The 22,636-nt window shown below is 58.8% G+C and carries 18 protein-coding genes; 14 read left to right on the plus strand and 4 right to left on the minus strand.

Annotation, left to right across the window (positions count from 1 at the left end; all coding sequences use genetic code 11):
* Positions 1-32: 32 nt before the first annotated feature.
* The 4 genes from fliE to HPT27_RS13505 all read right to left on the minus strand — a co-directional run bounded on the left by fliE (position 33) and on the right by HPT27_RS13505 (position 4,515).
* On the minus strand, positions 33-371 hold the full coding sequence (gene fliE / locus HPT27_RS13490; RefSeq protein WP_172244366.1) for a flagellar hook-basal body complex protein FliE: 339 nt from the start codon (positions 369-371) through the stop codon (positions 33-35).
* A 41-nt stretch (positions 372-412) separates the two neighbouring features.
* Entirely contained in the window at positions 413-1,753 is a 1,341-nt protein-coding gene (locus tag HPT27_RS13495) for a sigma-54-dependent transcriptional regulator (RefSeq protein WP_172244368.1), read from the minus strand.
* 53 nt (positions 1,754-1,806) lie between these two features.
* Positions 1,807-2,967, minus strand: a complete 1,161-nt coding sequence (locus HPT27_RS13500) for a sensor histidine kinase (RefSeq protein WP_172244370.1) — start codon at positions 2,965-2,967, stop codon at positions 1,807-1,809.
* 111 nt (positions 2,968-3,078) lie between these two features.
* Entirely contained in the window at positions 3,079-4,515 is a 1,437-nt protein-coding gene (locus HPT27_RS13505) for a sigma-54 dependent transcriptional regulator (protein ID WP_172244372.1), read from the minus strand.
* A 1,288-nt stretch (positions 4,516-5,803) separates the two neighbouring features.
* Between HPT27_RS13505 and HPT27_RS13510 the strand changes: the two genes are divergently transcribed.
* From HPT27_RS13510 to HPT27_RS13575, 14 genes are all read left to right on the plus strand, one after another.
* On the plus strand, positions 5,804-7,336 hold the full coding sequence (locus tag HPT27_RS13510; RefSeq protein ID WP_172244374.1) for a flagellin N-terminal helical domain-containing protein: 1,533 nt from the start codon (positions 5,804-5,806) through the stop codon (positions 7,334-7,336).
* A gap of 748 nt (positions 7,337-8,084) precedes the next feature.
* Positions 8,085-9,566 carry a flagellin N-terminal helical domain-containing protein gene (locus HPT27_RS13515; protein ID WP_172244376.1) on the plus strand — a complete coding sequence of 494 codons (1,482 nt, stop codon included), beginning with the start codon at positions 8,085-8,087 and terminating at the stop codon, positions 9,564-9,566.
* Between the two features lie 156 nt (positions 9,567-9,722).
* On the plus strand, positions 9,723-10,169 hold the full coding sequence (locus HPT27_RS13520) for a flagellar protein FlaG (RefSeq protein WP_172244378.1): 447 nt from the start codon (positions 9,723-9,725) through the stop codon (positions 10,167-10,169).
* 191 nt (positions 10,170-10,360) lie between these two features.
* Positions 10,361-11,713 (plus strand): flagellar filament capping protein FliD, encoded by a 1,353-nt coding sequence (fliD, locus tag HPT27_RS13525; protein WP_172244380.1) that lies wholly within the window; start codon positions 10,361-10,363, stop codon positions 11,711-11,713.
* Positions 11,714-11,765: 52 nt separating this feature from the next.
* Positions 11,766-12,194, plus strand: coding sequence for a flagellar export chaperone FliS (gene fliS / locus HPT27_RS13530; RefSeq protein WP_211197964.1), 429 nt, complete (start codon positions 11,766-11,768; stop codon positions 12,192-12,194).
* Positions 12,191-12,505 (plus strand): hypothetical protein, encoded by a 315-nt coding sequence (locus HPT27_RS13535; protein WP_172244382.1) that lies wholly within the window; start codon positions 12,191-12,193, stop codon positions 12,503-12,505. The genes fliS and HPT27_RS13535 overlap by 4 nt, the downstream gene beginning before the upstream one ends.
* Positions 12,506-12,744: 239 nt before the next feature.
* Positions 12,745-14,250: a flagellin N-terminal helical domain-containing protein gene (locus HPT27_RS13540; RefSeq protein WP_172244384.1), complete on the plus strand. Its 1,506-nt coding sequence runs from the start codon at positions 12,745-12,747 to the stop codon at positions 14,248-14,250.
* A gap of 92 nt (positions 14,251-14,342) precedes the next feature.
* Positions 14,343-15,824: a flagellin gene (locus HPT27_RS13545; RefSeq protein WP_172244386.1), complete on the plus strand. Its 1,482-nt coding sequence runs from the start codon at positions 14,343-14,345 to the stop codon at positions 15,822-15,824.
* A gap of 180 nt (positions 15,825-16,004) precedes the next feature.
* Positions 16,005-16,496 carry a GNAT family N-acetyltransferase gene (locus HPT27_RS19360; protein ID WP_172244388.1) on the plus strand — a complete coding sequence of 164 codons (492 nt, stop codon included), beginning with the start codon at positions 16,005-16,007 and terminating at the stop codon, positions 16,494-16,496.
* Between the two features lie 279 nt (positions 16,497-16,775).
* The gene (locus HPT27_RS13555) at positions 16,776-18,986 is read left to right on the plus strand and encodes a tetratricopeptide repeat protein (protein WP_172244390.1); all 2,211 of its coding nucleotides are present in this window, start codon (positions 16,776-16,778) and stop codon (positions 18,984-18,986) included.
* Positions 18,987-19,022: 36 nt separating this feature from the next.
* Positions 19,023-20,153: a DegT/DnrJ/EryC1/StrS family aminotransferase gene (locus HPT27_RS13560; RefSeq protein WP_172244392.1), complete on the plus strand. Its 1,131-nt coding sequence runs from the start codon at positions 19,023-19,025 to the stop codon at positions 20,151-20,153.
* Positions 20,150-21,160, plus strand: a complete 1,011-nt coding sequence (locus tag HPT27_RS13565) for a DegT/DnrJ/EryC1/StrS aminotransferase family protein (protein WP_172244394.1) — start codon at positions 20,150-20,152, stop codon at positions 21,158-21,160. The genes HPT27_RS13560 and HPT27_RS13565 overlap by 4 nt, the downstream gene beginning before the upstream one ends.
* A complete protein-coding gene (locus HPT27_RS13570) occupies positions 21,157-22,074 on the plus strand; it encodes a hypothetical protein (RefSeq protein ID WP_172244396.1) in 918 nt (305 codons plus the stop codon). Before HPT27_RS13565 ends, HPT27_RS13570 begins: the two co-directional genes overlap by 4 nt.
* Positions 22,071-22,631, plus strand: a complete 561-nt coding sequence (locus HPT27_RS13575; protein WP_172244398.1) for a GNAT family N-acetyltransferase — start codon at positions 22,071-22,073, stop codon at positions 22,629-22,631. Before HPT27_RS13570 ends, HPT27_RS13575 begins: the two co-directional genes overlap by 4 nt.
* Positions 22,632-22,636: the final 5 nt, after the last annotated feature.

Here is a 22,636-nt window from a genome sequence, read left to right on the forward strand (position 1 = left end):
ATGAGTTGCGAAAAGCGTCAATCAGCGCCGACTCAAATCGGCATGTTCATGATGTCCTGATAGGCTGCGACCAACCGATTTCGCACCTGTACCGTTGCCTGGAATGCAATGCTGGCTTTCTGGCTCGCGACCATGGCCTGAACCAGGCTGACACTCTTGTCACCCATTTCAACGCGCGTCTGCAGACCTTCTGCCTGCTGTTGCAATTGATTGACGTTGCCAAGCGCCTGCGAAAACAAGCTACTGAATTGCTGAACACCCGAGACCCCCGAGCTCTTGTTGAGCACCTGCCCGGCCGATTCGGTTCGGCCGGCCTGACTGGCCAAGGCGCGCAGTTCCTGCAACAGCTGAGTGCGATCAATTGTGCTCATGTCAAAATCCTGTCCATCAACTGACTAGTGCCGGACCAACGTCACATGCTCGGCACGGCGTAACCCATCTCGCGCATCCGCGCCAACTTGTAACGCAACGTGCGCGGACTAATCCCCAATTGCTTGGCAATGCTTTCCCGGGTGTCTTCGGTGTCGCGCAGGGTTTGCAGAATGCGTTCGAACTCAATACGGCGGACCGCGTCGCTCAGCCGGTTTTCCGCCGCCGGTTCCGGACTGATGCCGGCGGCCTCGCTGGCAGGCGAAAACTGCAACTGAAAATCGGCGGCACCGAGTTCACGCCCACTCTGCAGAATCAGCGCCCGCTGCACGGCGTTGTCAAGTTCCCGGACATTGCCCGGCCAGCTGTGTGCGGTCAGTGCCGACATGGCTTCAACGCTGAGTCGTGGCGGCAGCCGCTGACTGCTGCGGCAGTGCCGGGCGATCAGGTGTTCGGCAATCGGCACGATGTCGCCGGGCCGCTCCATCAGCGCCAGGCAGCGGAGCGGGAACACGTTCAGCCGGAAATACAGATCCTCGCGGAAGCGGTGCGCTTTCACTTCATCCAGCATGTTGCGATTGGAGGTAGCGATGACCCGAACATTGAGCGAAATCGGTTTGCGACCGCCGAGGCGCTCGACTTCGCGCTCTTGCAGCACCCGCAACAACTTCGCCTGCAGGTTCAGATCCATTTCGGAGATCTCATCGAGCAACAGCGTGCCGCCCTGCGCCTGTTCAAATTTGCCTGGTGTCGCCTGATGGGCGCCGGTAAAAGCGCCTTTCTCATAGCCAAACAAGGTGGCTTCCAGCATGTTCTCCGGGATCGCGGCGCAATTGATGGCGATGAACGGGCCGTCGCGTCGAGCAGAATGATCATGAACATAACGGGCCAGCACTTCCTTGCCGACGCCACTCGGGCCGGTCAGCAGGACCGTGGCTTCCGATTCCGCAACGCGGCGAGCCAGCGTCAGCAATTCGACACTGCGCGGATCGGCGGCAATCGGTCCGGTGCTGGCCGCCTGCGCGCGCGCATATTGACGGACCGTGTCAATCAGGATTTCGGGGGAAAACGGCTTCTGTAAATAGTCGGTAGCGCCGTCCTGCATGGCTTTGACGGCATTGCCGACATTGCCATAAGCCGTCATCAGCACGACCGGAAGGTTGTTATGTACGCGACGGACATGACGAAGCAAATCATGACCCGACATTTTTTCCAGATTCCAATCCGACAACACCAGGTCCGGCAGTTGCTCGGTCAACAATTGTTGCGCCTGCTCGGCACTGCTGGCGCTGCTGACGGAAAAGCCGGCAGAAGACAGCGTTTCGACCACCGCTTCGCGCAAGGCACCGTCGTCTTCAACGACCAGTACGGAAATGTCAGTCACGATTTTCTCCTGTTGGAAATGCGTTGGGCCGGGCGCGGTCGAGCCAACGGCCATCAACCGGCGCGGGCCAGGGCGTTCGACGCCGCGGGCAAGGTCAGTGCAAAGCAGCTGCCAGAGCCGACGCTGCTGCTGATCGTCAATTTCGCCTGATGGGAATCGGCCACTGCCTGCACCACTGCCAGACCCAGTCCAGTGCCGGTGCGTTTGGTGGTAAAGAATGGTTCGCGCAGCCGCGCCAATACCGATGGCGACATGCCGCAGCCGTTGTCGGTGACGCTGAGCGTGATGTGTTCCGGGTTCGGTTGGCTCAGCGCGAGGCTGACGGTAGCGCTGCCGTGCGCATTGCGCTGGCAGGCATGAAAAGCATTGTCAAGCAGATTGCCGAGCGCACCGATCAAGGCATCGCGATTGCCGATCAGAAAGCAATCGACGTGCTCGGCATCGCGGCACAGTGTGATGCCCTGCTGCTGTGCCAGCGGCATATAAAGTTCGAATACCCGATCAAGCAAATCGGTAACGGCAAGCAGTTCCACTTTCGGGCTGCCACCGCCGGCAACGAGCAGCATGTCGGCAATTTGACGTTCCATGTGTTGCAAGCGCTCGATTACCCGCGCGGCATGCCGTGAAGGCAACGCTTCGCCGGCCACATGTTTCTGTAATTGATGGGCGCACAACAAGGCGCTGGCGATTGGCGTCCGCAATTGATGCGAGAGACTGGCGAGCAGATGGCCGATAGTGGCCAACCGATCACGCTGCGCCAGACGAGCCTGCAAGCGACGGGTTTCGGTCAGATCCGAAACCATCACCAGCTGGCCCATGCCGTTGCTCATGGCGCGTGTGGCAATTTGCACCCGGCGACCGTCACGCAAGCTGACTTCGTGACCATCGTCAGCGCGCGGCTCGAAGCTGCGCGCAATCACGTCGCGCCAGCGCTGGCCGAGCAAGGGTACGCCGAGCAAATCAATCGCAACCGGATTGGCGTCCTGCACCCGACCCGAGGCATCAAGCAGCAGCACGCCAACCGGCAACAAGGCCAGCACTTCGCGCAGCGCTTCATTACCGGTGGTGAGCGGTCCGACACTGGCCTGCGGCCCTTGCCGAAGCGACTCAGATGAGTCCGCCGATGCGGCACCAAGGCCGGCAATGGCGGCGACAACACTGGCACCGGCCGACACCGGATGGGCTGAAGGATTACGGATTGCAGCTTCGATCATGATCACGCTCCGCGGCGGAATGCCGGTAGGCGCAATCAATAATGCAGGGACTATGCCAAGATATTTTTTCTATTTAAATCAGTACGATATGCTGACTAGTAAAAATTGACGTCAAGCTTCCGTCATTTCCTCGCCGCGACCCATACCGTACTTGCGCATCTTCTCGACCAAAGTGGTCCGACGCATCTGCAGCCGTTCCGCCGCGCGCGCCACCACGCCACCGGCTTCGCTCAAGGCCTGATTGATAAAGGCGATTTCCAGCTCCGCCATATAGTCCTTGAGATTCAGACCGTCACGCGGCAACACAGCGACCGTGCTGTTGACCATGGCGCCACTGCGATCCTCGCCCGCCAGGGTCGGCGCTGAGGTAACCGTCAGGCCTTCGGCGTGACGGTACTTGGTTGGCAGATCACCGACATCGACCACGCCATAGGGATACAGAATCGCCAAACGTTCGATCAGATTGGCCAGCTCGCGGACATTGCCCGGCCAGTCGTAACGGCTCAGGCTGACCAGTGCATTCGGCGACAGCCGAACTGCCGGCGCCCCGCTCGCTTCCAGACGCGCAATCAGTTCATTGACCAGCAACGGAATGTCTTCACGGCGATCACGCAGTGGCGGCATTTCTATGGGGAAAACATTCAGCCGGTAGAACAAATCTTCACGGAACTTGCCGTCAGCAACTTGACGTTCGAGATTGCGATGCGTTGCCGCGATGATCCGGACATCGGCCTGCACGGTGCGGTTACTGCCGACCCGTTCGAAGGTTTTTTCCTGCAGAACCCGCAGCAATTTGACTTGCAGCGCCATCGGCATGTCGCCGATTTCGTCGAGAAACAGCGTACCGCCCTGCGCCAGTTCAAAGCGCCCCTGTCGGGCCGTGATGGCGCCGGTGAACGCGCCTTTTTCGTGACCAAACAACTCGCTTTCCAGCAAGTCGGCTGGAATCGCCCCGCAATTGACCGGCACGAATGGCTTGGTTCGGCGCGCCGACATGTAGTGCAGATTGCGGGCGACAACTTCTTTGCCGGTACCGGTTTCGCCGAGCACCAAGACGCTGGCATCGGTCTGGGCGACATGCTCGATCAAGCGGCGCACTTCCTGCGTTGCTTTACTGTTGCCAACCAGGCTGCGGAACAATTCAACTGACCGATCACCGACCCGGGTTGCATGCTGGTTGTTGCGGCAGACCTGACATTGATGCAGCAAATCCAGCAACTGTGCGTAGCGCAGCGGCACATCCAGCGTGCCGACCACATGTGGCTGCAGCACGGGCTCCAACTGTTGCACCGGAATGCCACCAGACAGCAGCAAGACCGGCGCCTGCCGATCATGCTGATGCAGCGCCTGCAGCACGGTCTTGGCATCGGCCGGCGCGATGGTGCCGAGAACAACGCCGAGATAGCGGCGGTTTTCGGTCAGAAATTCCCGATAGTTGCGACTGTCGGCAGGGGCGCACTCCTCACCCAGAAACTCCAGGATGATCCCCAGGCGCTGACGGCGCTCGATATCGTCATCCAGCACCAACAACTGCAATTCTCGCCACACGATACCCGCGCTCCACAAAAAAACTGACGTCAGTTCAAGAAGTTGGAATAAGGGATAGAAGACGGGTCGAGAATTGTCAAATTCTTGGCAGCACTCTTTTCGCGATGTAATCGCAGCTTGTACACACGTTCCTGAGCGAAATGGATCTTCTGGATCGTTAGGCTTCGCGAGCCGGCACGACGGATCGCCATTGCGGGATCCATGCAGCGTGAACACAAGCCTGCGCAGCCACCGCGGCGCGAGCGGCTTTTTCCGCGCAAAAAGAAAGGGGCTTAAGTCACCCTAAGCCCCTTACCGTACGACTGAAGCCGCATTCCCTGAAGTGTTCTCAGCACCGCAAGGTACGTCTTCGTGAAGCCTTATCACTATCGGATGTTCTCAGCACCCGGCAGCAACGGCCTCGTTTTCTCCGGAGATGTCACCGATGCGCAAATGGAGACCTATCATGGGAACTGACATTCGTGTCTCGGGACGCCCTTCACTCAGCAAGTGGCGTGCCAAGGTGCCTATCTCGGCGTCGCAAAGCAGGAAAAGCCGGCGATTCCTAACGCTTATTGCCCGCATTGCTGCAGCAATCAACGTGCAAACAGCGCGTTCGCTGGCGCAATTTCCGGACCGCCCTGCCATTTTTCCTGCGCGCCGCGTCGGCAAGGCGTTTGCCGCCGCCTTGCCACGGTTGCTGCGACCGCATGGCAGCTCAGACAAGAGCCAAAGCGGCAAGACCTTGCCGCCGCGGCAAGTGGTTGCATTTGCCGCCTCCACAGCCCGCCTGCCATACGCCTTGCCTTAATGTGGCTACCAACCTGCCTGGCCTGCGCGAACCGCCACGGCAGCCGCCCGTAACGAAAGAATCCGCCATAACGCTGAATAAAATCCGCGCTTTGCATTAAAGAGGCTTGAGGCCGACTTCGCTCGCGCCATTCCGCTCGTTTATGCCCGGCCTGTGCAACCGGCCAACCGCTCGCCTCCACTCAATTAAAAAAAAATCCTCAAGCTTTGTCAGGGCGGGTCGATAACCCGGACGAGCGAGTTGTGTCTCAGCATGAATCGCTCGACGTGGCAGGAATGTTCTCAGTGTTCCCCACGGCTAGGCAGGGGTGTTCTCAGCTCCACCAGCCGACTAACACGAAAGGACGTTCCTGCTTTTTTGTGCCTGCGATTTGTCATGACTCATCCATGACTGATGGCGGCGGCAAAAGTCCCAGCACGAACTCCTTTCCTACACCGGCAACTTTGTAAGCGTCTTGAAGCCAGCAGGCCTGACGCGTCGAAGACTGAGGAGTAAGAAATGGGAAGCGTGATCGCCACCAACATTGCGTCCATCAACGCCCAGCGTAACTTGTATGGGACGTCGAACGGACTCAACGTAACGTTCCAGCGACTGTCGTCCGGCTTTCGGATCAATACGGCGAAAGACGACGCGGCTGGGCTGCAAATCTCCAACAAACTGAGCTCACAAATCGGCGGCTTGACCGTTGCCGCCCGTAACGCCAATGACGGCATTTCGCTGTCGCAAGTGGCAGAAGGCGCGGTTGGTGAAGCCACCAACCTGCTGCAACGGATGCGCGATCTGGCGGTGCAATCGGCCAACGGCAGTAATGGCCCGTCAGAACGTTCGGCGCTGCAACAAGAAGTTGCGCAGCTGAAATCCGAATTGAACCGGATTGCGGAAACCACGCGCTTCGGCAGCGCGGTGCTGCTGAACGGCTCGTTCGGTTCGCGCTCGTTCCAGGTCGGTGCCAATGCCTTCGAAACCATCAGCGTCACGATGGGCAACGTCCGCGCCGATGCCACCGGCTCCTACCGCGTCGACACCAGTGCCGGCGTCAATTTGCTTGATGCCAGCGCGACCTTGGCCGACAACGCCACCAACGCGGTCAATGCGGTCGCCGGCGATACGATTACCCTGTCCGGCTTCCTCGGCACCCAGGACATCACCTATGCCGCCGGCTCGACGGCGCGCGACATCGCCAATGCGGTCAATTTTGTCTCGAGTGAAACCGGGATCAACGCAGCGGCTCGCACCGTTGCGCAATTGTCGAGCTTGGCCCTGCCGGGCACGCTTTCATTTCAGCTGTATGGCTCCAATACCAGCACGACCAATCCGATCATCATCTCGGCAACGGTCACTGATGTCACCGATTTGTCGGCGATCTCGGATGCGGTCAACCGGGTCAATGCGGAAACTGGAGTTTCGGCCGAAATCGTCGTTGACCCGGCTACCGGTGACAAGAATGTGCATCTGATCAGTGAAACCGGTACCGATATCAAAATCGCCGATTTCAACAACAGTGCCGGTGCCAACGGCACCATCGCGATGACACCGGAAGACTTCAACGGCTTGGCATTGGCCGGTTCGACGGCTGCCACGTTGACGCCTGGCGCCGCCACCGATTCGGCCGTGGTCGCCGGCATGGTGCGGTTTGACTCCAGCCGTTCGTATACGGTGACCTCGCTGGCAGCCGATATCTTTGCCGCCATCGGCACGCAAAGCGCCGGCTTGGAGCAAGTGGCCAATCTCAGCATCGCCACCGGCATCGGCGCGCAGGAGGCCATCATCGTGATCGACAAGGCAATTGAAGCCATCGATTCGGTGCGTGGCGATCTCGGTGCCGTGCAAAACCGTTTCATCAGCACCATCTCGAACCTGAACAGCGTCAACGAGAACGTTGCTGCCTCGCGTTCGCGCATCCGGGACACCGACTTCGCGCAGGAAACGGCGAACCTGTCGAAGTTCCAGGTGTTGCAACAAGCCGGCCTGTCCGTACTGGCGCAAGCCAATGCCCAGGGCCAATCCGTCCTTCAACTGTTGCAAGGATGATAACCATGACCGCCAAGATGGTCGCCGGCAACCCTGGCTCTTGCCGGCGACAACCAGGTATTACCCAAACAGGCATGACCCCGACTGTGTACAGTTCCAGAGCCGTCCAGTCTGCAGCAACCGAAGTAGCCGTACCCGCAGTGCCCCAAGCCCTTACCGACGACGACTCCGCAGGACAGGGCTGAGGGTTTTCTCAGGACCGCTCAGCCACCTGAGCCCCGCTCCCCGAATGACGTTCTCGGGCCGCGGGGTTCAGGCCCGGCGCGGAGTCCCGGCAAATTGAGCAAACCGGATATGGCAAACGGGTTTCGGTAAACGGCTTTCGGTGAACGGCTTTTGATAAACAGAATACCGGCAACAGTCTTTGATGGATGTACCAGTTGAGTCCGGGAAGCCAAGCGGTTTGGCTAACTGACAAAAAACTGACAGAAAAAATTTTCGGCGCTAACAGTTTCGGTAAGTGACTGATTCGCTGGTCCCATACGGGTTCTGCCAAGACAGCCAGGCAGATGCCCGCGTTCGTCATTGTGAAATCCATTTAAAGTTTCCTCAGGCAAGCCCGATAACCTGTTCGGACCGGCGCTGCGTTCTCAGCGCAAGCCGGACTAGACAGGTTGCGAATTTGCTCGAAGTTGCACCCAGAGCTACGTGACCGGCGTCGGTAGTGAGCTTTCTCAGAGCAGCTGCCAGCGTCTCGTAACTTTGTAGGCCCCGCTTTCTCAGAGTGGGACATCGAAGGAGACCTATCATGGGTAACGTCATTCAGACGAATGCGTCCTCGCTTAACGCCCAGCGTAATCTGCTGGGTACCAGTAATGCCCTTGGCACCGTGTTCCAGCGCCTGTCGTCCGGTTTCCGGATCAACAGCGCCAAGGACGATGCCGCCGGCCTGCAGATCAGCAACCGTTTGAGCTCGCAAATCGGTGGCTTGTCGGTCGCGGTTCGTAACACCAACGACGGTATCTCGCTGGCGCAAACAGCTGAAGGTGCCTTGCAGGAAAGCACCAACATTCTGCTGCGTATGCGTGATTTGGCCGTGCAATCCGCCAACGGTTCGAACGGCGGTAGCGAACGTCAGGCACTGCAACAGGAAGTCAACCAGCTCAAACAAGAGCTGACCCGTATTGCCAGCACCACCACGTTCGGCTCGCGCAAGATTCTGGACGGTTCGTTCGGTTCGGAAGCCTTCCAGGTCGGTGCCAACGCCTTCGAAACCATCAACGTGACCTTGGGTAACTACAAGGCCAACAACATGGGTTCGTACAGCTACGATCTGTGGAATGCGGCCGGCGCTGCGGCGGTGACCTCATTGGGCGGCGTGCTGGCGGCCAACTCGGTTACGGCCAACGGCGTCACCGGCAACCTGACCATTGCCGGTCTGGCAACCTCGGTTGTCGCCGTCGCGGGTTCGGCTTCGTCGGTTGCCACGTCAATCAATGCCGTCAGCGGTTCGACCGGCGTTTCTGCCGATGCCCGCACCGTGATCGGCCTGACCTTCGACAACGACACCTTCTCGTTCAGCCTGGCTGCACAAGGCGGTACTGCGGTTTCGATTCAAGCCACCGTTGCCGGCGGCGACCTGACCAGCATGGCCGACGCGATCAACGCCGAAGCCGGCAAGACCGGTCTGACCGCAAAAGTGTCCGGTTCGGAAATCATTCTGACCAGCGAAGCAGGCGATGACATCACCATCGACAACCTGAACAGCATCACCAACACCAGCCAAATCACGGTGCAGGGTTATGATTACACCGGTCAGAACGCCTTGGCGGCCTCGACCGACATCCTGACCGAAGCAGCTGATGATGCGATGCGCGCCATCGGTACCGTTGCCCTGAACAGCGCCAAGTCGTTCACCAGCACTGCCAGTGCGGCGACGATTGACGGCACCACGACCGTCAACAGCGGTGCGCTTGATGATGTCACCACCGTCGATATTTCGACTGCGATTGGCGCCCAACAAGCGCTGAAGATCCTGGATGACGCGACCTCCTTTGTTGACAGCTCACGCGCCGCACTCGGTGCCGTGCAAAACCGTCTGCAAAGCACCATCGCCAACCTGGGCAGCGCGATCGAGAACCTGTCGGCCTCGCGCTCACGCATCCGTGACACTGACTTTGCTGCCGAAACAGCCAACCTGACCAAAAACCAGGTGCTGCAACAGGCGGGCCTAGCGATTCTGGCGCAAGCCAACGCCTCGCCGCAAAGCGTACTGTCGCTGCTGCAGTAAGTGGCGGATAAGGAACGGCAATGATGAACCGCCGCTCCCCACGGGCGCACACTGGCTACGGTCGAAAGACCGTAGCCTTCGGTGCGGTCGCAAACGTTGTAAGCCCTTTGCGACACGCTGCACTGACAAGTGCGGCAGCAGTTGCAGGAGACGACCATGTCAACTGATCTCAGTCTGACTGGTGGACCCCGCGTGCCCGTCAACATCGCTACGCCTGCCAACGGCAACAATGTGGTGAGCTTGCGCCCTGCCGCCCGGCAAGAAGTTGCCGCGCCAGTCGCGCAATCCGAGATTCAGGCCAAACCGGCTGCCGAAGAACAAACGACGGCCCGACGTCTGGAACAGCAAAGCAAGGCCGAAGTGGAAGCGCTGCGGGCCAAGGTTGAAGAACTCAACCAGAATGCCCAGAGCGTCCGTCGCAGCCTGCGCTTTGATGTCGATGACGACACCGGAATCACGGTAATCACGGTTCGCGACCGGGAAACGGATGAAGTTATCCGCCAGATCCCGTCGGAAGAATTGCTGCAACTGGCCCGCTATTTTGCGGCCGCCAGCGAAGGTCAGGTCGATAGTAAAGGGTTGTTGTTGCGCGCTGAGGTTTGACAGTCAAGCTCAGTCTCCGCCCTGCAGGGATGTAGGGTGTGCCGGCTGCTGTCTGGAACAGCAGCGGCCATTGCCAGCCATCCTGATGATGGCTTGGCATGGGGGTTGCTCTCGCTTTGCCTGAATGCGTGTAGTGATAGTGCGTTACGGCCGCATCCGGGCCGACACCGACACGATACAGGAGTGGTTCCATGGGACTCATATCTGCTGCAGGTTCCGGCTCTGGCCTCGATGTCGATTCGATCATCAAGGCCTTGGTCAACGCCGAGCGCGCGCCAGTCGAGCAGCGACTGAACCGGCAAGAAGCCCAGACCACCACGACGCTGACCGGTATCGGTTCGCTGTCATCCATTCTTGGCACGCTGAAAACCGCGCTGCAAAAGCTCGACTCAGCCTCCGATTTCAAACTCCGCACCACCTCTCTGTCGCAGAGTGGTTACGTCACGGTCACTCCGGGTGAAACAGCCAGCAGCACCAGCTTTTCGGTGGAAGTCGTTTCCTTGGCGACCGGCAGCAAGCTCGAATCCGGGGTCATAGCCGGCGGTTCCAGCGCAACCTTTGGCGATGGTTCGCTCGATTTTTCTGCTGGCGGCAATACCTTCTCGGTTGCAGTTTCCGCAACTGACACCCTGACCCAGATCCGCAACAAGATTAACAATGCGACGGGCAATTTTGGTGTCACTGCGACCATCACGACGACCGACGCTGGCACCAAACTGGTTTTCAACTCCAAGATTACCGGCACCGGCAAAGATCTGGTCGTCACCAATACCAATGCCGCGCTGAACTCCATCTCGACCGGCATGAGCTCGACGCAGGCGGCCGCCAATGGCCAAATCAAGATCAACGGCAATGTCGTTACCGGCACCAGCAACACCTACAGTACGGCGGTCGAAGGCATCACCATCACGGCGCTGAAAACCAACACCGCAGCGGAAACTACCGAAGTGACCATTGCCGAGGACAAATCGGCAGTGAAAAAAGCGGTGGAAGAATTCGTCAAGGCCTATAACAGCGCCTTTTCCGAGATCAGTAAACTGACCAGCAACGTCAAAGGCGCCGAAGGTCCATTGGCCGCCGACAGCTCAGCCCGCAGCATCACCCAGCGGCTGCGCAATCTGTTGACCGGTTCGGTCAGCAGTGTCGATAGCGAATTTGGTAGCTTGGCCGCTATCGGCGTGACGACATCCAGAACCGGCACGCTGGAATTGAACAGCAGCAAACTGGATACAGCGCTGAGTAGCGGCTTTGACAAGATTGTCTCGCTATTCAGTGCAACGGATGGCCTCGCCCAGCGCACCATCAGCTATATCGATTCGCAGACCGGATCGAACGGCGCGCTGCAAAGCCGCACCACCACACTGAACCAGGATCTGCAACGAATTGCCGGCCAGCGCGACTCGCTGTCGCTGCGGCTGGAAAAAATCGAAACCCGTTTGCGCGCTCAGTATGGCGCGCTGGATGCGCTGGTTGCCCAGTTCAACGGAACGTCCACCTTTATCAGCCAGAACCTGGCAAGCATGTCTACCGGTTCCAAGAAATAGTCAGGCTTTCAGGCACTCGCTACGCCATTACCGTCGTTTGGAGATCGTTTTCATGTCCATGCAATACGCCAAGCAGTACGCCAAAATCAGCGCCAGTTCGGAAACCGAATCCGCCGATCCCCATCGACTGATTCAGATGCTGATCGACGGTGCGCTGGCCAAACTGGTCGTCGCCAAAGCAATGATCGAACGCCGCGACGTCGCCAAAAAAGGCGAAAACGTCAGCTGGGCCATTTCGATCATCGGCGGCCTGCAAGCCAGTCTGGATCTGCAAAAAGGCGGTGAAATCGCCCAAACACTGAATGCCCTGTACGAATACATGACCATACGCCTGGCGCAGGCGAGCGCCAACAATGATGCCTCGGGGCTGGATGAAGTCATCCATCTGATGAAGACCATCAAGGAAGGTTGGGATGGCATTCGGCCACAGGCAGTCGACATGTTCAAAGACAATCAAGCCTCCGAGCGCAGCCCCGCATGAGTCCGGCATTGGCGGAAATCGTCGCGCTGAGCGAAAAACTGCAGGCCTTGTCGGTCAGCAGCGACTGGACCGCGATGCTGACCGTGGCACGGCAGCGACAGCAATTGCTCGACCACTATTTTGCCAGCAAGCCGCTGCCAGATCCTGATGAATTGGTGCAGGGAACGCTGGGCAAAATTCAGAAAGAAGATGGCGTTCTGAACCAACTGGCCCGCAACCACCGGCAGAAAATGCTCGAAGAAGTGATCGACCTGCGCCAGCGTTGGCAGATGTCTGATGCCTACCAGACGGTGCAGCAACTGCAAATCTAATCCCAGCTCTCATTGACGCCATTTCGGCGTCGTGCATTTGTCTCTTCAAATGAAAGCACCGACGAAAGTCTGCTGTAAATCCCGCTAAAGATTTAACACTACGCGCCGATAATCGATTATCCGGTTCTGCATTCTCAGTGCACCCCGGCAGTCGGCCCTGCTTTGCCCAAGGCAGCAAGCCAGCAAAGACACTTTGTAAGTTCCGCTTTCTCAGAGCGGGACATCGAAGGAGACCTATCATGGGCAACGTCATTCAGACGAATGCGTCCTCGCTTAACGCCCAGCGTAATCTGCTGGGTACCAGTAATGCCCTTGGCACCGTGTTCCAGCGCCTGTCGTCCGGTTTCCGGATCAACAGCGCCAAGGACGATGCCGCCGGCCTGCAGATCAGCAACCGTTTGAGCTCGCAAATCGGCGGCTTGTCGGTCGCGGTTCGTAACACCAACGACGGTATCTCGCTGGCGCAAACCGCGGAAGGTGCCTTGCAGGAAAGCACCAACATTCTGCTGCGCATGCGTGATCTGGCCGTGCAATCCGCCAACGGTTCGAACGGCGGTAGCGAACGTCAGGCACTGCAACAGGAAGTCAACCAGCTCAAACAAGAGCTGACCCGTATCGCCAGCACCACCACGTTCGGCTCGCGCAAGATTCTGGACGGCTCGTTCGGTTCGGAAGCCTTCCAGGTCGGTGCCAACGCCTTCGAAACCATCAACGTGTCGCTGGGCAATTACAAAGCCGACAACATGGGTTCGTATCGTTTTGATTTGTTCAATACAGCAGGCAATAACCTTGGCGCCAGTTTTGGCGCGGCCGCTTCTGGCGCGAACGCGGCGGGTGCACCGAATAATGTAGCCGGCACGGTCACGATTGCCGGCGTCGGCACTTCAAGCGCCATTTCACTAGCAGGCTTATCGGCCGGTAGTGCGGCGGCCGCCATCAATGCCGAATCAGGCACCACCGGCGTGATCGCCGATGCACGTACTGTTGTTAACATGATATTTACAGGCGCCGACACCTACACGTTCACCTTGACCGGCGCACCGGGTTCATCCGTGTCCATTCAGGCCTCCATCACCGCTGGTACCTTCGACTTGACCAGTATGGCCGACAGCATCAACGCCGAGGCCGGCAAAACTGGCATCACGGCCGCCGTCAGCGGTAGCAACGTGAAACTCACCAGCGAAGCCGGCGACGATATCATTCTGGAGAACTTGACCACTGTCGGTGCCAGCGGAATCTCATTTAATGGATATGACTACGAAGGCGACAATGCATTGCCAGCCTCTTTTGCTGGGGCTACGGGCAACCTTGCCGGGTCAGATTCGATGCGTGCCATCGGTACTGTGGTATTGAACGGTGCCACGCCATACACCGTCGCCACCTCAGCAACGACCATCACCGGCACTGCGGGCTCTGCCACCAGCACGTTGCAAGCTGTGACCAACGTCGATATCTCGACGACGATTGGCGCCCAGCAGGCACTAAATACTCTGGACAATGCCCTGTCGTTTGTTGACAGTTCGCGCGCCGCGCTCGGTGCCGTGCAGAACCGTCTGCAAAGCACCATCGCCAATCTGGGCAGCGCGATCGAAAACCTGTCTGCTTCGCGCTCACGCATCCGTGACACCGACTTTGCCGCCGAAACCGCAAACCTGACCAAGAACCAAGTGCTGCAGCAGGCGGGCCTTGCGATTTTGTCGCAAGCGAATGCCTCGCCACAAAGCGTATTGACGTTATTGCGATAACAAAATGAATTTCGCCCCGGCCAGGGCGATCAGCACCAACCGACTTTGTAGGCCCGCATTCTCAGGGTGGGGCAGCAAAGGAGACCTATCAGATGGGCAGTGTGATTCAAACCAACGCATCGTCGCTGAATGCCCAGCGTAACCTGCTGGGTACCAGTAATGCCCTTGGCACCGTGTTCCAGCGCCTGTCGTCCGGTTTCCGGATCAACAGCGCCAAGGACGATGCCGCCGGCCTGCAGATCAGCAACCGTTTGAGCTCGCAAATCGGCGGCTTGTCGGTCGCGGTCCGTAACACCAACGACGGCATTTCACTGGCGCAAACCGCGGAAGGCGCCTTGCAGGAAAGCACCAACATTCTGCTGCGCATGCGTGATTTGGCCGTGCAATCCGCCAACGGTTCGAACGGCGGTAGCGAACGTCAGGCGCTGCAACAGGAAGTCAACCAGCTCAAACAAGAGCTGACCCGTATTGCCAGCACCACCACGTTCGGCTCGCGCAAGATTCTGGACGGCTCGTTCGGTTCGGAAGCCTTTCAGGTCGGTGCCAACGCCTTCGAAACTATCAATGTGTCGCTGGGCAATTACAAAGCCGATAACATGGGTTCGTATCGCTACAATCTGTTTGATGCGTCGGCCGCCGATACGACCGTGTTAGGCGGCATTGATGCCGACACTGTGTTTCCACCCAGCGGCGTCACGGGCAATTTGACGATAGGCGGCTTGCAGACAACCACCATCGCTGTCGCCGGTTCCGCCGCCAATGTGGCTACCGCGATCAATGCCGTAACGTCGACCACAGGAGTATCTGCCGATGCCCGAACCGCTAGCGGTTTGGCATTTGCTGATGACACCTATGCTTTCGGCATCTCCTTTCCCGGCGGCTCAGGCATCCGCATTCAGGCCACGGTCGCTGGCGGCGATCTGACCCAGATGGCCGATGCCATCAATGCCGTGGCCAGCCAGACGACGTTTACCGCGCGGGTTAATGGCAGCGAAATCATCGTGACCAGTGAAGAAGGTCATGACTTTGTTATCGATAACTTTACTACCATCGGCACCGGCGCCATGACCGGACGCGGTTATGATTACAACGGCACTACGGTCATCTCCTCCGCTGACGAAACTGTGACTATGGCCGGCAACAATACCTATCGTGTTATCGGCACCATTCAGCTGAACAGCGCCACATCATTTACCACCTCCCCCAGCGCCGCCACGATCGATGGCAACGCGGCCAATTCGGTCAATAGCGCCACCCTTGACGACGTAACAACTGTCGACATTGCCTCTGCCATTGGCGCCCAGAAAGCCTTGAAAGTGCTGGATGATGCCCTGTCTTTTGTCGACAGCTCGCGGGCCGCACTCGGTGCGGTGCAAAACCGGCTGCAAAGTACGATCGCCAACCTCGGTAGCGCGATCGAAAACCTGTCGGCTTCGCGTTCACGCATCCGTGACACCGACTTCGCCGCCGAAACCGCCAACTTGACCAAGAACCAGGTGCTGCAGCAGGCGGGACTTTCAATACTGGCGCAAGCCAACGCCGGGCCACAAAGCGTATTGTCGCTACTGCGTTAGTCGCTCCTGCGCCTGAACGACGCTCTGCGGTCCGCATGGAGGCAAGGTTTTGCCGCGCTGTTGCCATACCCTCGCCCCACTTGACCGGTTGCACGGAAGCAGCCAAGCTCAGCCCATCGTTCTGCCGGCACGACTCAGTGTTGCCCAGGCAGCGGCTGATGCCAGGGAGAGTTCTGCAGCGTGAATCCAACCAGCTCCGGCGAACTGGCGGTGCGCCTAGCCACCGCAGCCGATCTGCCATTCATCGTCCGTGGCGCCTGCGCGCTGGCTGAGCAGGAAGCCGAGCAAGGCGCGGCCTTGACGTTGCAGGCGGATTTTCCGCAACGGGTCGAACGCTACTTTGCCGATCTGATCGCCAGCCCGACCGCCTTGGTCATCCTCGCCGAACGCCAGCAACAGCCACTGGCCTATATCGCCGGCAGCCTGCAAAGCATGCCCAATGATTTCACCACCGCAGCGCTGTACGGCATGATTCAGGTACTATGGGTCGAACCCGATGCCCGCCGCCTGCAACTTGGCAAAACCTTGGTCGAGATGTTCGAAGCCACGCTGCGCGATCAAGGTGTTCACCATATCGATACCCAGCATGCCCACAGCAACTTGCCGGCGGTGCTGTTCTGGCAGAGCTGCGGCTATGCACCGGTCAGCACGACCCTGCGCAAAATGCTCTAGGGACGTGTCGCCAAAGTCGTCGGCGCAGGATTCCACTAGGCCTGTTTTTAGCCAGACCTGTTTTTTGGCCAAACCAAGACTTAACTGGATCTGGATTTAACTGGGTCTGGATTTAACTAGACCCGGGTTGAACTGGTCCCGAATTTCATCTGAGCCCGATTTCATCCCGCCTCGGTCTATCGCCGCCTTTCTGGCACTCTAGTTGCTACATTGATTCGGGTAGCACCGGGTCAGTCTTGGCTAAGACTCGGCAACCGACCTTGGAGTGCATCCGTCACCATGCAGCTGCCAGCCATCAGTTATGACGACGCGCTGTTGCGCGCGCAGCAATTGCTGCTGAGCGCCCAACATCAGGGTGCGATTCAGTTGTCCTCGCATTTGTTGCAGATGCAGCCGCATGATCCGACGCCGTTTTACATTCTCGCGGTCGCGCTCAGCCAGTTGCGGCAATATGACCGCGCCCGCGAAGCCTTGCATCACGCGCTGAAGCTGGCGCCAGAGCGCAGCGAGCTGTGGCTGGCACTCGGTAAGACCCACGACAGCGAACAGCAATTTGCCGCAGCCACCCCCTGCTACGAAACCGCGGTGGCCTGCGCGCCGAGCAACCTCATTGCCCGCTATGCGCTGGCACGCAATCTGGAAGCGCAAAAACTGACCGATGCGGCACTGGCGCAGTATCAGGCGCTGACCCAGTCGGCGCCAGCCGATACCGATGCCCGTGAAGGCCTGTGGCGTTGCCTGCGCAATTTGCAGCGTCGCGAAGAGCTTTGCCACCCTGACAAACTGGCCGAGGCCGTTACCCCGATCTTGCGCATCATTCGCGCCAAGACTTTGATCGAACTCGGCACCGACAGCCACCTCACCGAAGCCGAATCCCTGCTACAGCAAACCCTGACCGAACAACCGCAGCGCCCCGATGCACTCGCCGCACTCAGCCTGCTCTATCGCGTGCGCGGCGACTTTGACCATTGCCTGCCGATTGCCCAGCAGTTGATGGCGGCAGAACCAGACCGCACCGAAGGCTACCTGGGCTGCATCGAATCGCTGATTGCAATGGATCGTGACCGCGAGGCCTGGGCGATTGGTCAACAAGCCGCAGCGCGCTCCGGCTCGCAAGCCATGCTGATGCACGCGGCGGCCTATATCGCCAACATTCCGCTCTCCAACGCTCATATTGAACACCAGCGCCAACGTGTCCAGGATGGCATCAAAAAAATCCTCGCCTCCGGCGCCCGCGCCAACAATCCGCTACGCGAAGCGCCGCTGACCTATTTCTATTTTGCGTATCACGGCTGCAACAACAAGGCATTGCTGAGCTACATCGCTGACAGCCTGCGCAAACTTGCACCTTCGCTGACCCATGTTGCCGAACATTGCCGGAAGCCCCGTCGCAGCGGTCCATTGCGCATTGCTTTCGTCTCGACTTTTATGCGCGACCATCCGGTCGGCCGCTGCTACCAGCCGCTGTTGCAGGCCATGGCCGCGAAAGGGCAAGTGACTATTCAGGTCTACACAAAACTGAAAGAAGCCGACCCACTGCAACAGCAACTGCGTGAGCACGCAATTCCGGTCGTGCCGTTGCCGCTGGAACTGGTCAGTGCGCGGGCCGCGATCGAATCGTTCGCGCCTGACGTCATGTTGTATGGCGACATCGGCATGGACAATTTCACCTATTATCTGGCGTTCTCGCGGCTGGCCACGGTGCAATGCCTGTTGCCTGGGCATCCGGAAACCAGCGGCATCGACACCCTGGATTTCTTTCTAAGTCAGCAGGCGTTGGAAGGGCCGCAGCCGGCAAGCCGATATCGCGAGCAACCGATTTTGCTGAATCACTTCGCCATGGCCTACCCCGCAGCGAACCCGGTTCATGATGCCCGCGATCGCAGCGCACTGGCGCTGCCAACCGAGCGCTTCTATCTGGTGCCGGCAAAGCTGCAGAAGATCCATCCCGATTTCGATACGCTTGTCGCTGAAATCCTGCGCCGCGACCGCGACGCCGTGGTGCTGTATTTCGAAGACCAGATCGCCACTGGTTGGGGCAAAACGCTGCGCGCCAGACTGGCGGCGCAGATGCCGGAATTGATGCCACGCATCCGCTTCCGCCGCTGGGCCGAAAAAGCTGACTTTCAGGCAATTTTGAGCCATGCCGATGCCATTCTCGACCCGATCCACTTTGGCCTCGGCACCACCGCAATTTATGCGCTCGCTCAAGGTCAACCGATCGTCACGCTGCCGTTGGACAATATGGCCAGTCATCCGACGACCGCGATGCTGCAGCAAATCGGCGTAACCGACTCGATCGCAAGCAGCCGCGAATCCTATGTTGACATCGCCTACGAATTGGCCAATGACAGTGCCCATCGAACTGCCATTGGCAAGCGCATCGCCGCGGGTTTCCCGCGGCTGTTTGATGCCGGCAACGCCGCAACCGAGCTGTTGCAATTCCTGCACAAAAAGACCCGGATACCGCGCCAACATGACCAGCACTAACCGGCACCGCCGCGGCCAACCACAATGGCATCTGTCATGACCCACCCGGCCGCCATTCCGGTCCTGATACCACATCTGCCAGCAGCCGAAGCGGTCATGCCTTACCTGCAACGCGCCGACCGTTTGCATCGCTACAGCAATTTCGGTCCGCTGTGTCTGGAACTGGAAAAACGCATCCGGAGTCTCTTGCAGGGTACGGCCGGACCGCCCGCCGTTTGTTCGGCCGCCAATGCGACGTTGGCACTTGAAATGGCGTTGCTTGCGTTGCGACTACCAGTACAAGCCAACATTCTGATGCCGGCATTGACCTTTGTTGCCACGGCTTCCAGCGCATTGCGTACGGGACACCAACCGGTGTTTGCCGATGTTGATCCCGACAGTTGGCAGCTCACCCCGGCAACGGCGTATCAATATGCTGCGCAGCATCCACTCGCCTGCGTGTTACCGGTCGCGACATATGGCGTGCCGCAGGATGTCGCAGCCTGGGACCAATTCAGCGCAGACACCGGCATTCCGGTCGTCATCGACGCAGCCGGTGCCATGGGCAATCAAGCGGTGGGGCAACGCTGCCACGTCATCTTCAGTTTGCACGCAACGAAGACGCTGAGCTCAGTCGAAGGCGCCATCATTGCAAGTCACGATGAGGATTGGATAGCGCGGGTTCGGCAGCTGTCCAACTTCGGCATTGATATGGGTACTGGCCAGATTGACCACGCTGGCACCAATGCCAAATTGTCGGAATATCATGCTGCGGTGGGTCTGGCGTCGCTGGATATGTGGCCAGCAATGCAATTGCAGCGCCGACAACGTTGGCACATGCTGCGTACCCAGCTTGCAACCGCCATCCCGTCGTTACACTGGCAACACGGCAGTGAAAATCTGGTGCACAGTCTGATGCCGGTTGCCCTGCCCACCGGTATGAGCAATGCAGCAACGCAACGCCAACTCGCCAGCAAAGGCATTGAGACGCGAGCCTGGTATTGCCCTCCGCTCCCACAACAACCGGCATTTGCGGATTGTCCGCGATTCGGTGAGCTTACGATCAGCCAGCAGCTCGGCACGCGTGTGCTCGGCTTGCCGTTTCATTTGCAACTCACGGATGCACAGCAGCAATACATCATCACCAGCATGGTCGAGCTGGTACACGCGGCAGGAGTGCCGACGTGAGCAAAGCCATTGGCGGATTCTTTCAGCTTGAAACCGCGGCCCAGCGCCCGGATAGTCTTTGGCAACACTGGCTACCCGCAGATACGGTTGCTGTGCTGACTCGGTATAACGCCCGCTCAGCAATGCATGCTCGTCTGCTGGCGCTCGACTGTCGGCGCTGCTGGCTACCGGCGTATAGCTGCACAGCATTGGCCGACGCGGTGCCGGTCACAACCGAGACCTTGTTCTACCCGCAGGACGAATCGCTGGCGCCAACCGCGGAACTCTTTGCCCAGCTGCAAGCCGATGACGCCGTGCTGGTCATCAACTATTTTGGCATGCCACCAACGGCAGCCACGTTGGCCCGTATACAACAGCACCGTCATTGTCATTGGTTTGAAGACCGCGCCCACAGCCTTGCGGCCGGCGACAGCGCCTGGGGCGACGACGTGCTGTACTCACCGCGCAAACTCTGCGGCGTTCCGGACGGCGGTTTGCTATTTGCGCGCAGCAGACCGACGCAGATCCCGGGCCCGGCCAGTTTGCCGCCACCGGATCATTTCGCGGAGCCGGCCTTGCTGCGTCTGCAGGAGCAAGTCGATTCTTCTACCTCGCACAGCTTTGCCCGGTATCAGCAGATCGAGCAGGCGATGCGCGCGGATGACCGCGCAATGAGCGAACTCAGCAGCGCCATGCTGCAGTCGCTGCCGTGGCGGCCACTGGTGCAGCAGCGCCGACAAAATTACCAGTTTCTGCAGCAGCAGCTGGTCGGCATCAGCTGGCTGGGTGAGCTCGGTGAGCACACGCCGTCTCACTTTGTCATTCGGCATCCAGATGTCGAGCATCTGACCAACCGTTTGCATCAGCAAAAGATTTACGGCCAGCGTCATTGGCGCGAATTGGCGGCCCCGGCAACATTCACCCAAGCCCATGATCTGGGCCAACAACTGCTCAGCCTGCCCTGCGATCACCGTTACGATCTCGACGATATGGCGGCGATTGTGCGCGCGCTGGAGCCGCTGCTATGACCTCGCCTTACTGTCACCCGCTGTTCGCGGAAGCGCATCGCCATCTCGGCGTGCCAGTGGCCATGTCGGCAAGTGGCAGCTACGCTTATCTGCGATCGCTGCCAGACGCAGCAGGGCTGGATGCCAGTGCCCTGTATCCGATTTGGGTAATGCAAGCCCCCGAGCAACTGGCGACAGATTTCTCGGCCTTGACCAACGCCGGCGCCATCAGCTTTGTCGGCGTATGCGCTTTGCAATCGAACGCAGCCATGGCGGCCCTGGCCAGCCAAGCCGATGTCTGGCAAGCATTCAAACCGCACTATTTGTTCGATAACCGGCTGCCTTTTCAATTCAGCAAGCATCATCGCTACGAACTGAAGCGGGCGAACAAAAGCGTCTCCGTACACTGGTCGACCCTCACTCCGGTGCTGGACAAATGGCTGGCAATGTATGGGCAATTGGCAGTTCGGCACCAGCTGTCCGCGCTGCATCAATTTCCGCGCGCCTACTTTGAGTGCCTGAGTCAGGTCCCCGGCCTGGAGGTCGTGATTGCGGCCACCGACAACGAGCCGGTATCGATGCATCTATGGTTTGATGATGGCGAAATTCTATGGAGCCATCTTGCCGCCAGCTCGGAACAGGGGTATGCACTCAGCGCCGCCTATGCCGTCAATGCTGCGGCGCTCGACCGCTACGGTTCGACCCGGCTAATCAACTTTGGTGGTACGGCTGGAATTGCCGGCAGCGAATCCGATGGACTGGCACGATTCAAGCAGGGTTTCAGTAATCGCAGCGAGACCAGCTGGTTGTTTGGCAAAATTCTGGACCCTCAGGAATACCGGCGCCGCACCGCCGAGCTGGCCCCGAGCCGCTACTTTCCCCGGTACCGGCAACCGGCTGCGACAGTAAAAACGGAAACGAGAACAACGACATGAACATTCATGGCAAAAAAGTGCTGATCCGGGCCATCGAAGAAACCGATCTGGAGCTGCTTCATCGCTGGGCCAATGATCCGGCTATCTGGTATCAGCTTGGCGGCTGGCATTTCCCCAGCAACCGTCATGAACAACAGAAATGGTTCGAATCGCTTTCGTCCAACAGCACCCAGCAACGGTTTGCCATCACAACCGAGGAGCATGGCCTGATTGGCACCACCAATCTGGTGGATATCGACTGGAAAAACAATCACGCCTTTCACGGCATGATGCTCGGTGACAAGGACATTCGCGGCAAAGGCTATGGCATTGATTCCATCATGGCGATCATGCGCTATGCCTTTGAAGAGCTGCATCTGGCCAGACTGGATGGTTCAATGATTGAATACAACCAGATCTCGCTGAACATCTACCTGAATCGCTGCGGCTGGATTGTCGAAGGCCGGCAACGAAACTGGTATTACCGCCAAGACCGTTACTGGGATCGCATTTTGGTAGGGATAACCCGTGAAGACTATCTTGCGCTCATTCGCAGCAACAATTACTGGACCCGTTGAGGCTT

This window comes from Permianibacter fluminis (assembly GCF_013179735.1).
Classification (GTDB): domain Bacteria; phylum Pseudomonadota; class Gammaproteobacteria; order Enterobacterales; family Permianibacteraceae; genus Permianibacter; species Permianibacter fluminis.

Excerpts from the sequence above, each read along its gene's own strand:
- fliE (WP_172244366.1), bottom strand. The coding sequence starts at position 371 with ATGAGCACAATTGATCGCACTCAGCTGTTGCAGGAACTGCGCGCCTTG.
- HPT27_RS13500 (WP_172244370.1), bottom strand. The coding sequence starts at position 2,967 with ATGATCGAAGCTGCAATCCGTAATCCTTCAGCCCATCCGGTGTCGGCC.
- HPT27_RS13510 (WP_172244374.1), top strand. The coding sequence starts at position 5,804 with ATGGGAAGCGTGATCGCCACCAACATTGCGTCCATCAACGCCCAGCGT.
- HPT27_RS13515 (WP_172244376.1), top strand. The coding sequence starts at position 8,085 with ATGGGTAACGTCATTCAGACGAATGCGTCCTCGCTTAACGCCCAGCGT.
- HPT27_RS13520 (WP_172244378.1), top strand. The coding sequence starts at position 9,723 with ATGTCAACTGATCTCAGTCTGACTGGTGGACCCCGCGTGCCCGTCAAC.
- fliD (WP_172244380.1), top strand. The coding sequence starts at position 10,361 with ATGGGACTCATATCTGCTGCAGGTTCCGGCTCTGGCCTCGATGTCGAT.
- fliS (WP_211197964.1), top strand. The coding sequence starts at position 11,766 with ATGTCCATGCAATACGCCAAGCAGTACGCCAAAATCAGCGCCAGTTCG.
- HPT27_RS13535 (WP_172244382.1), top strand. The coding sequence starts at position 12,191 with ATGAGTCCGGCATTGGCGGAAATCGTCGCGCTGAGCGAAAAACTGCAG.
- HPT27_RS13540 (WP_172244384.1), top strand. The coding sequence starts at position 12,745 with ATGGGCAACGTCATTCAGACGAATGCGTCCTCGCTTAACGCCCAGCGT.
- HPT27_RS13545 (WP_172244386.1), top strand. The coding sequence starts at position 14,343 with ATGGGCAGTGTGATTCAAACCAACGCATCGTCGCTGAATGCCCAGCGT.
- HPT27_RS13555 (WP_172244390.1), top strand. The coding sequence starts at position 16,776 with ATGCAGCTGCCAGCCATCAGTTATGACGACGCGCTGTTGCGCGCGCAG.
- HPT27_RS13560 (WP_172244392.1), top strand. The coding sequence starts at position 19,023 with ATGACCCACCCGGCCGCCATTCCGGTCCTGATACCACATCTGCCAGCA.
- HPT27_RS13570 (WP_172244396.1), top strand. The coding sequence starts at position 21,157 with ATGACCTCGCCTTACTGTCACCCGCTGTTCGCGGAAGCGCATCGCCAT.
- HPT27_RS13575 (WP_172244398.1), top strand. The coding sequence starts at position 22,071 with ATGAACATTCATGGCAAAAAAGTGCTGATCCGGGCCATCGAAGAAACC.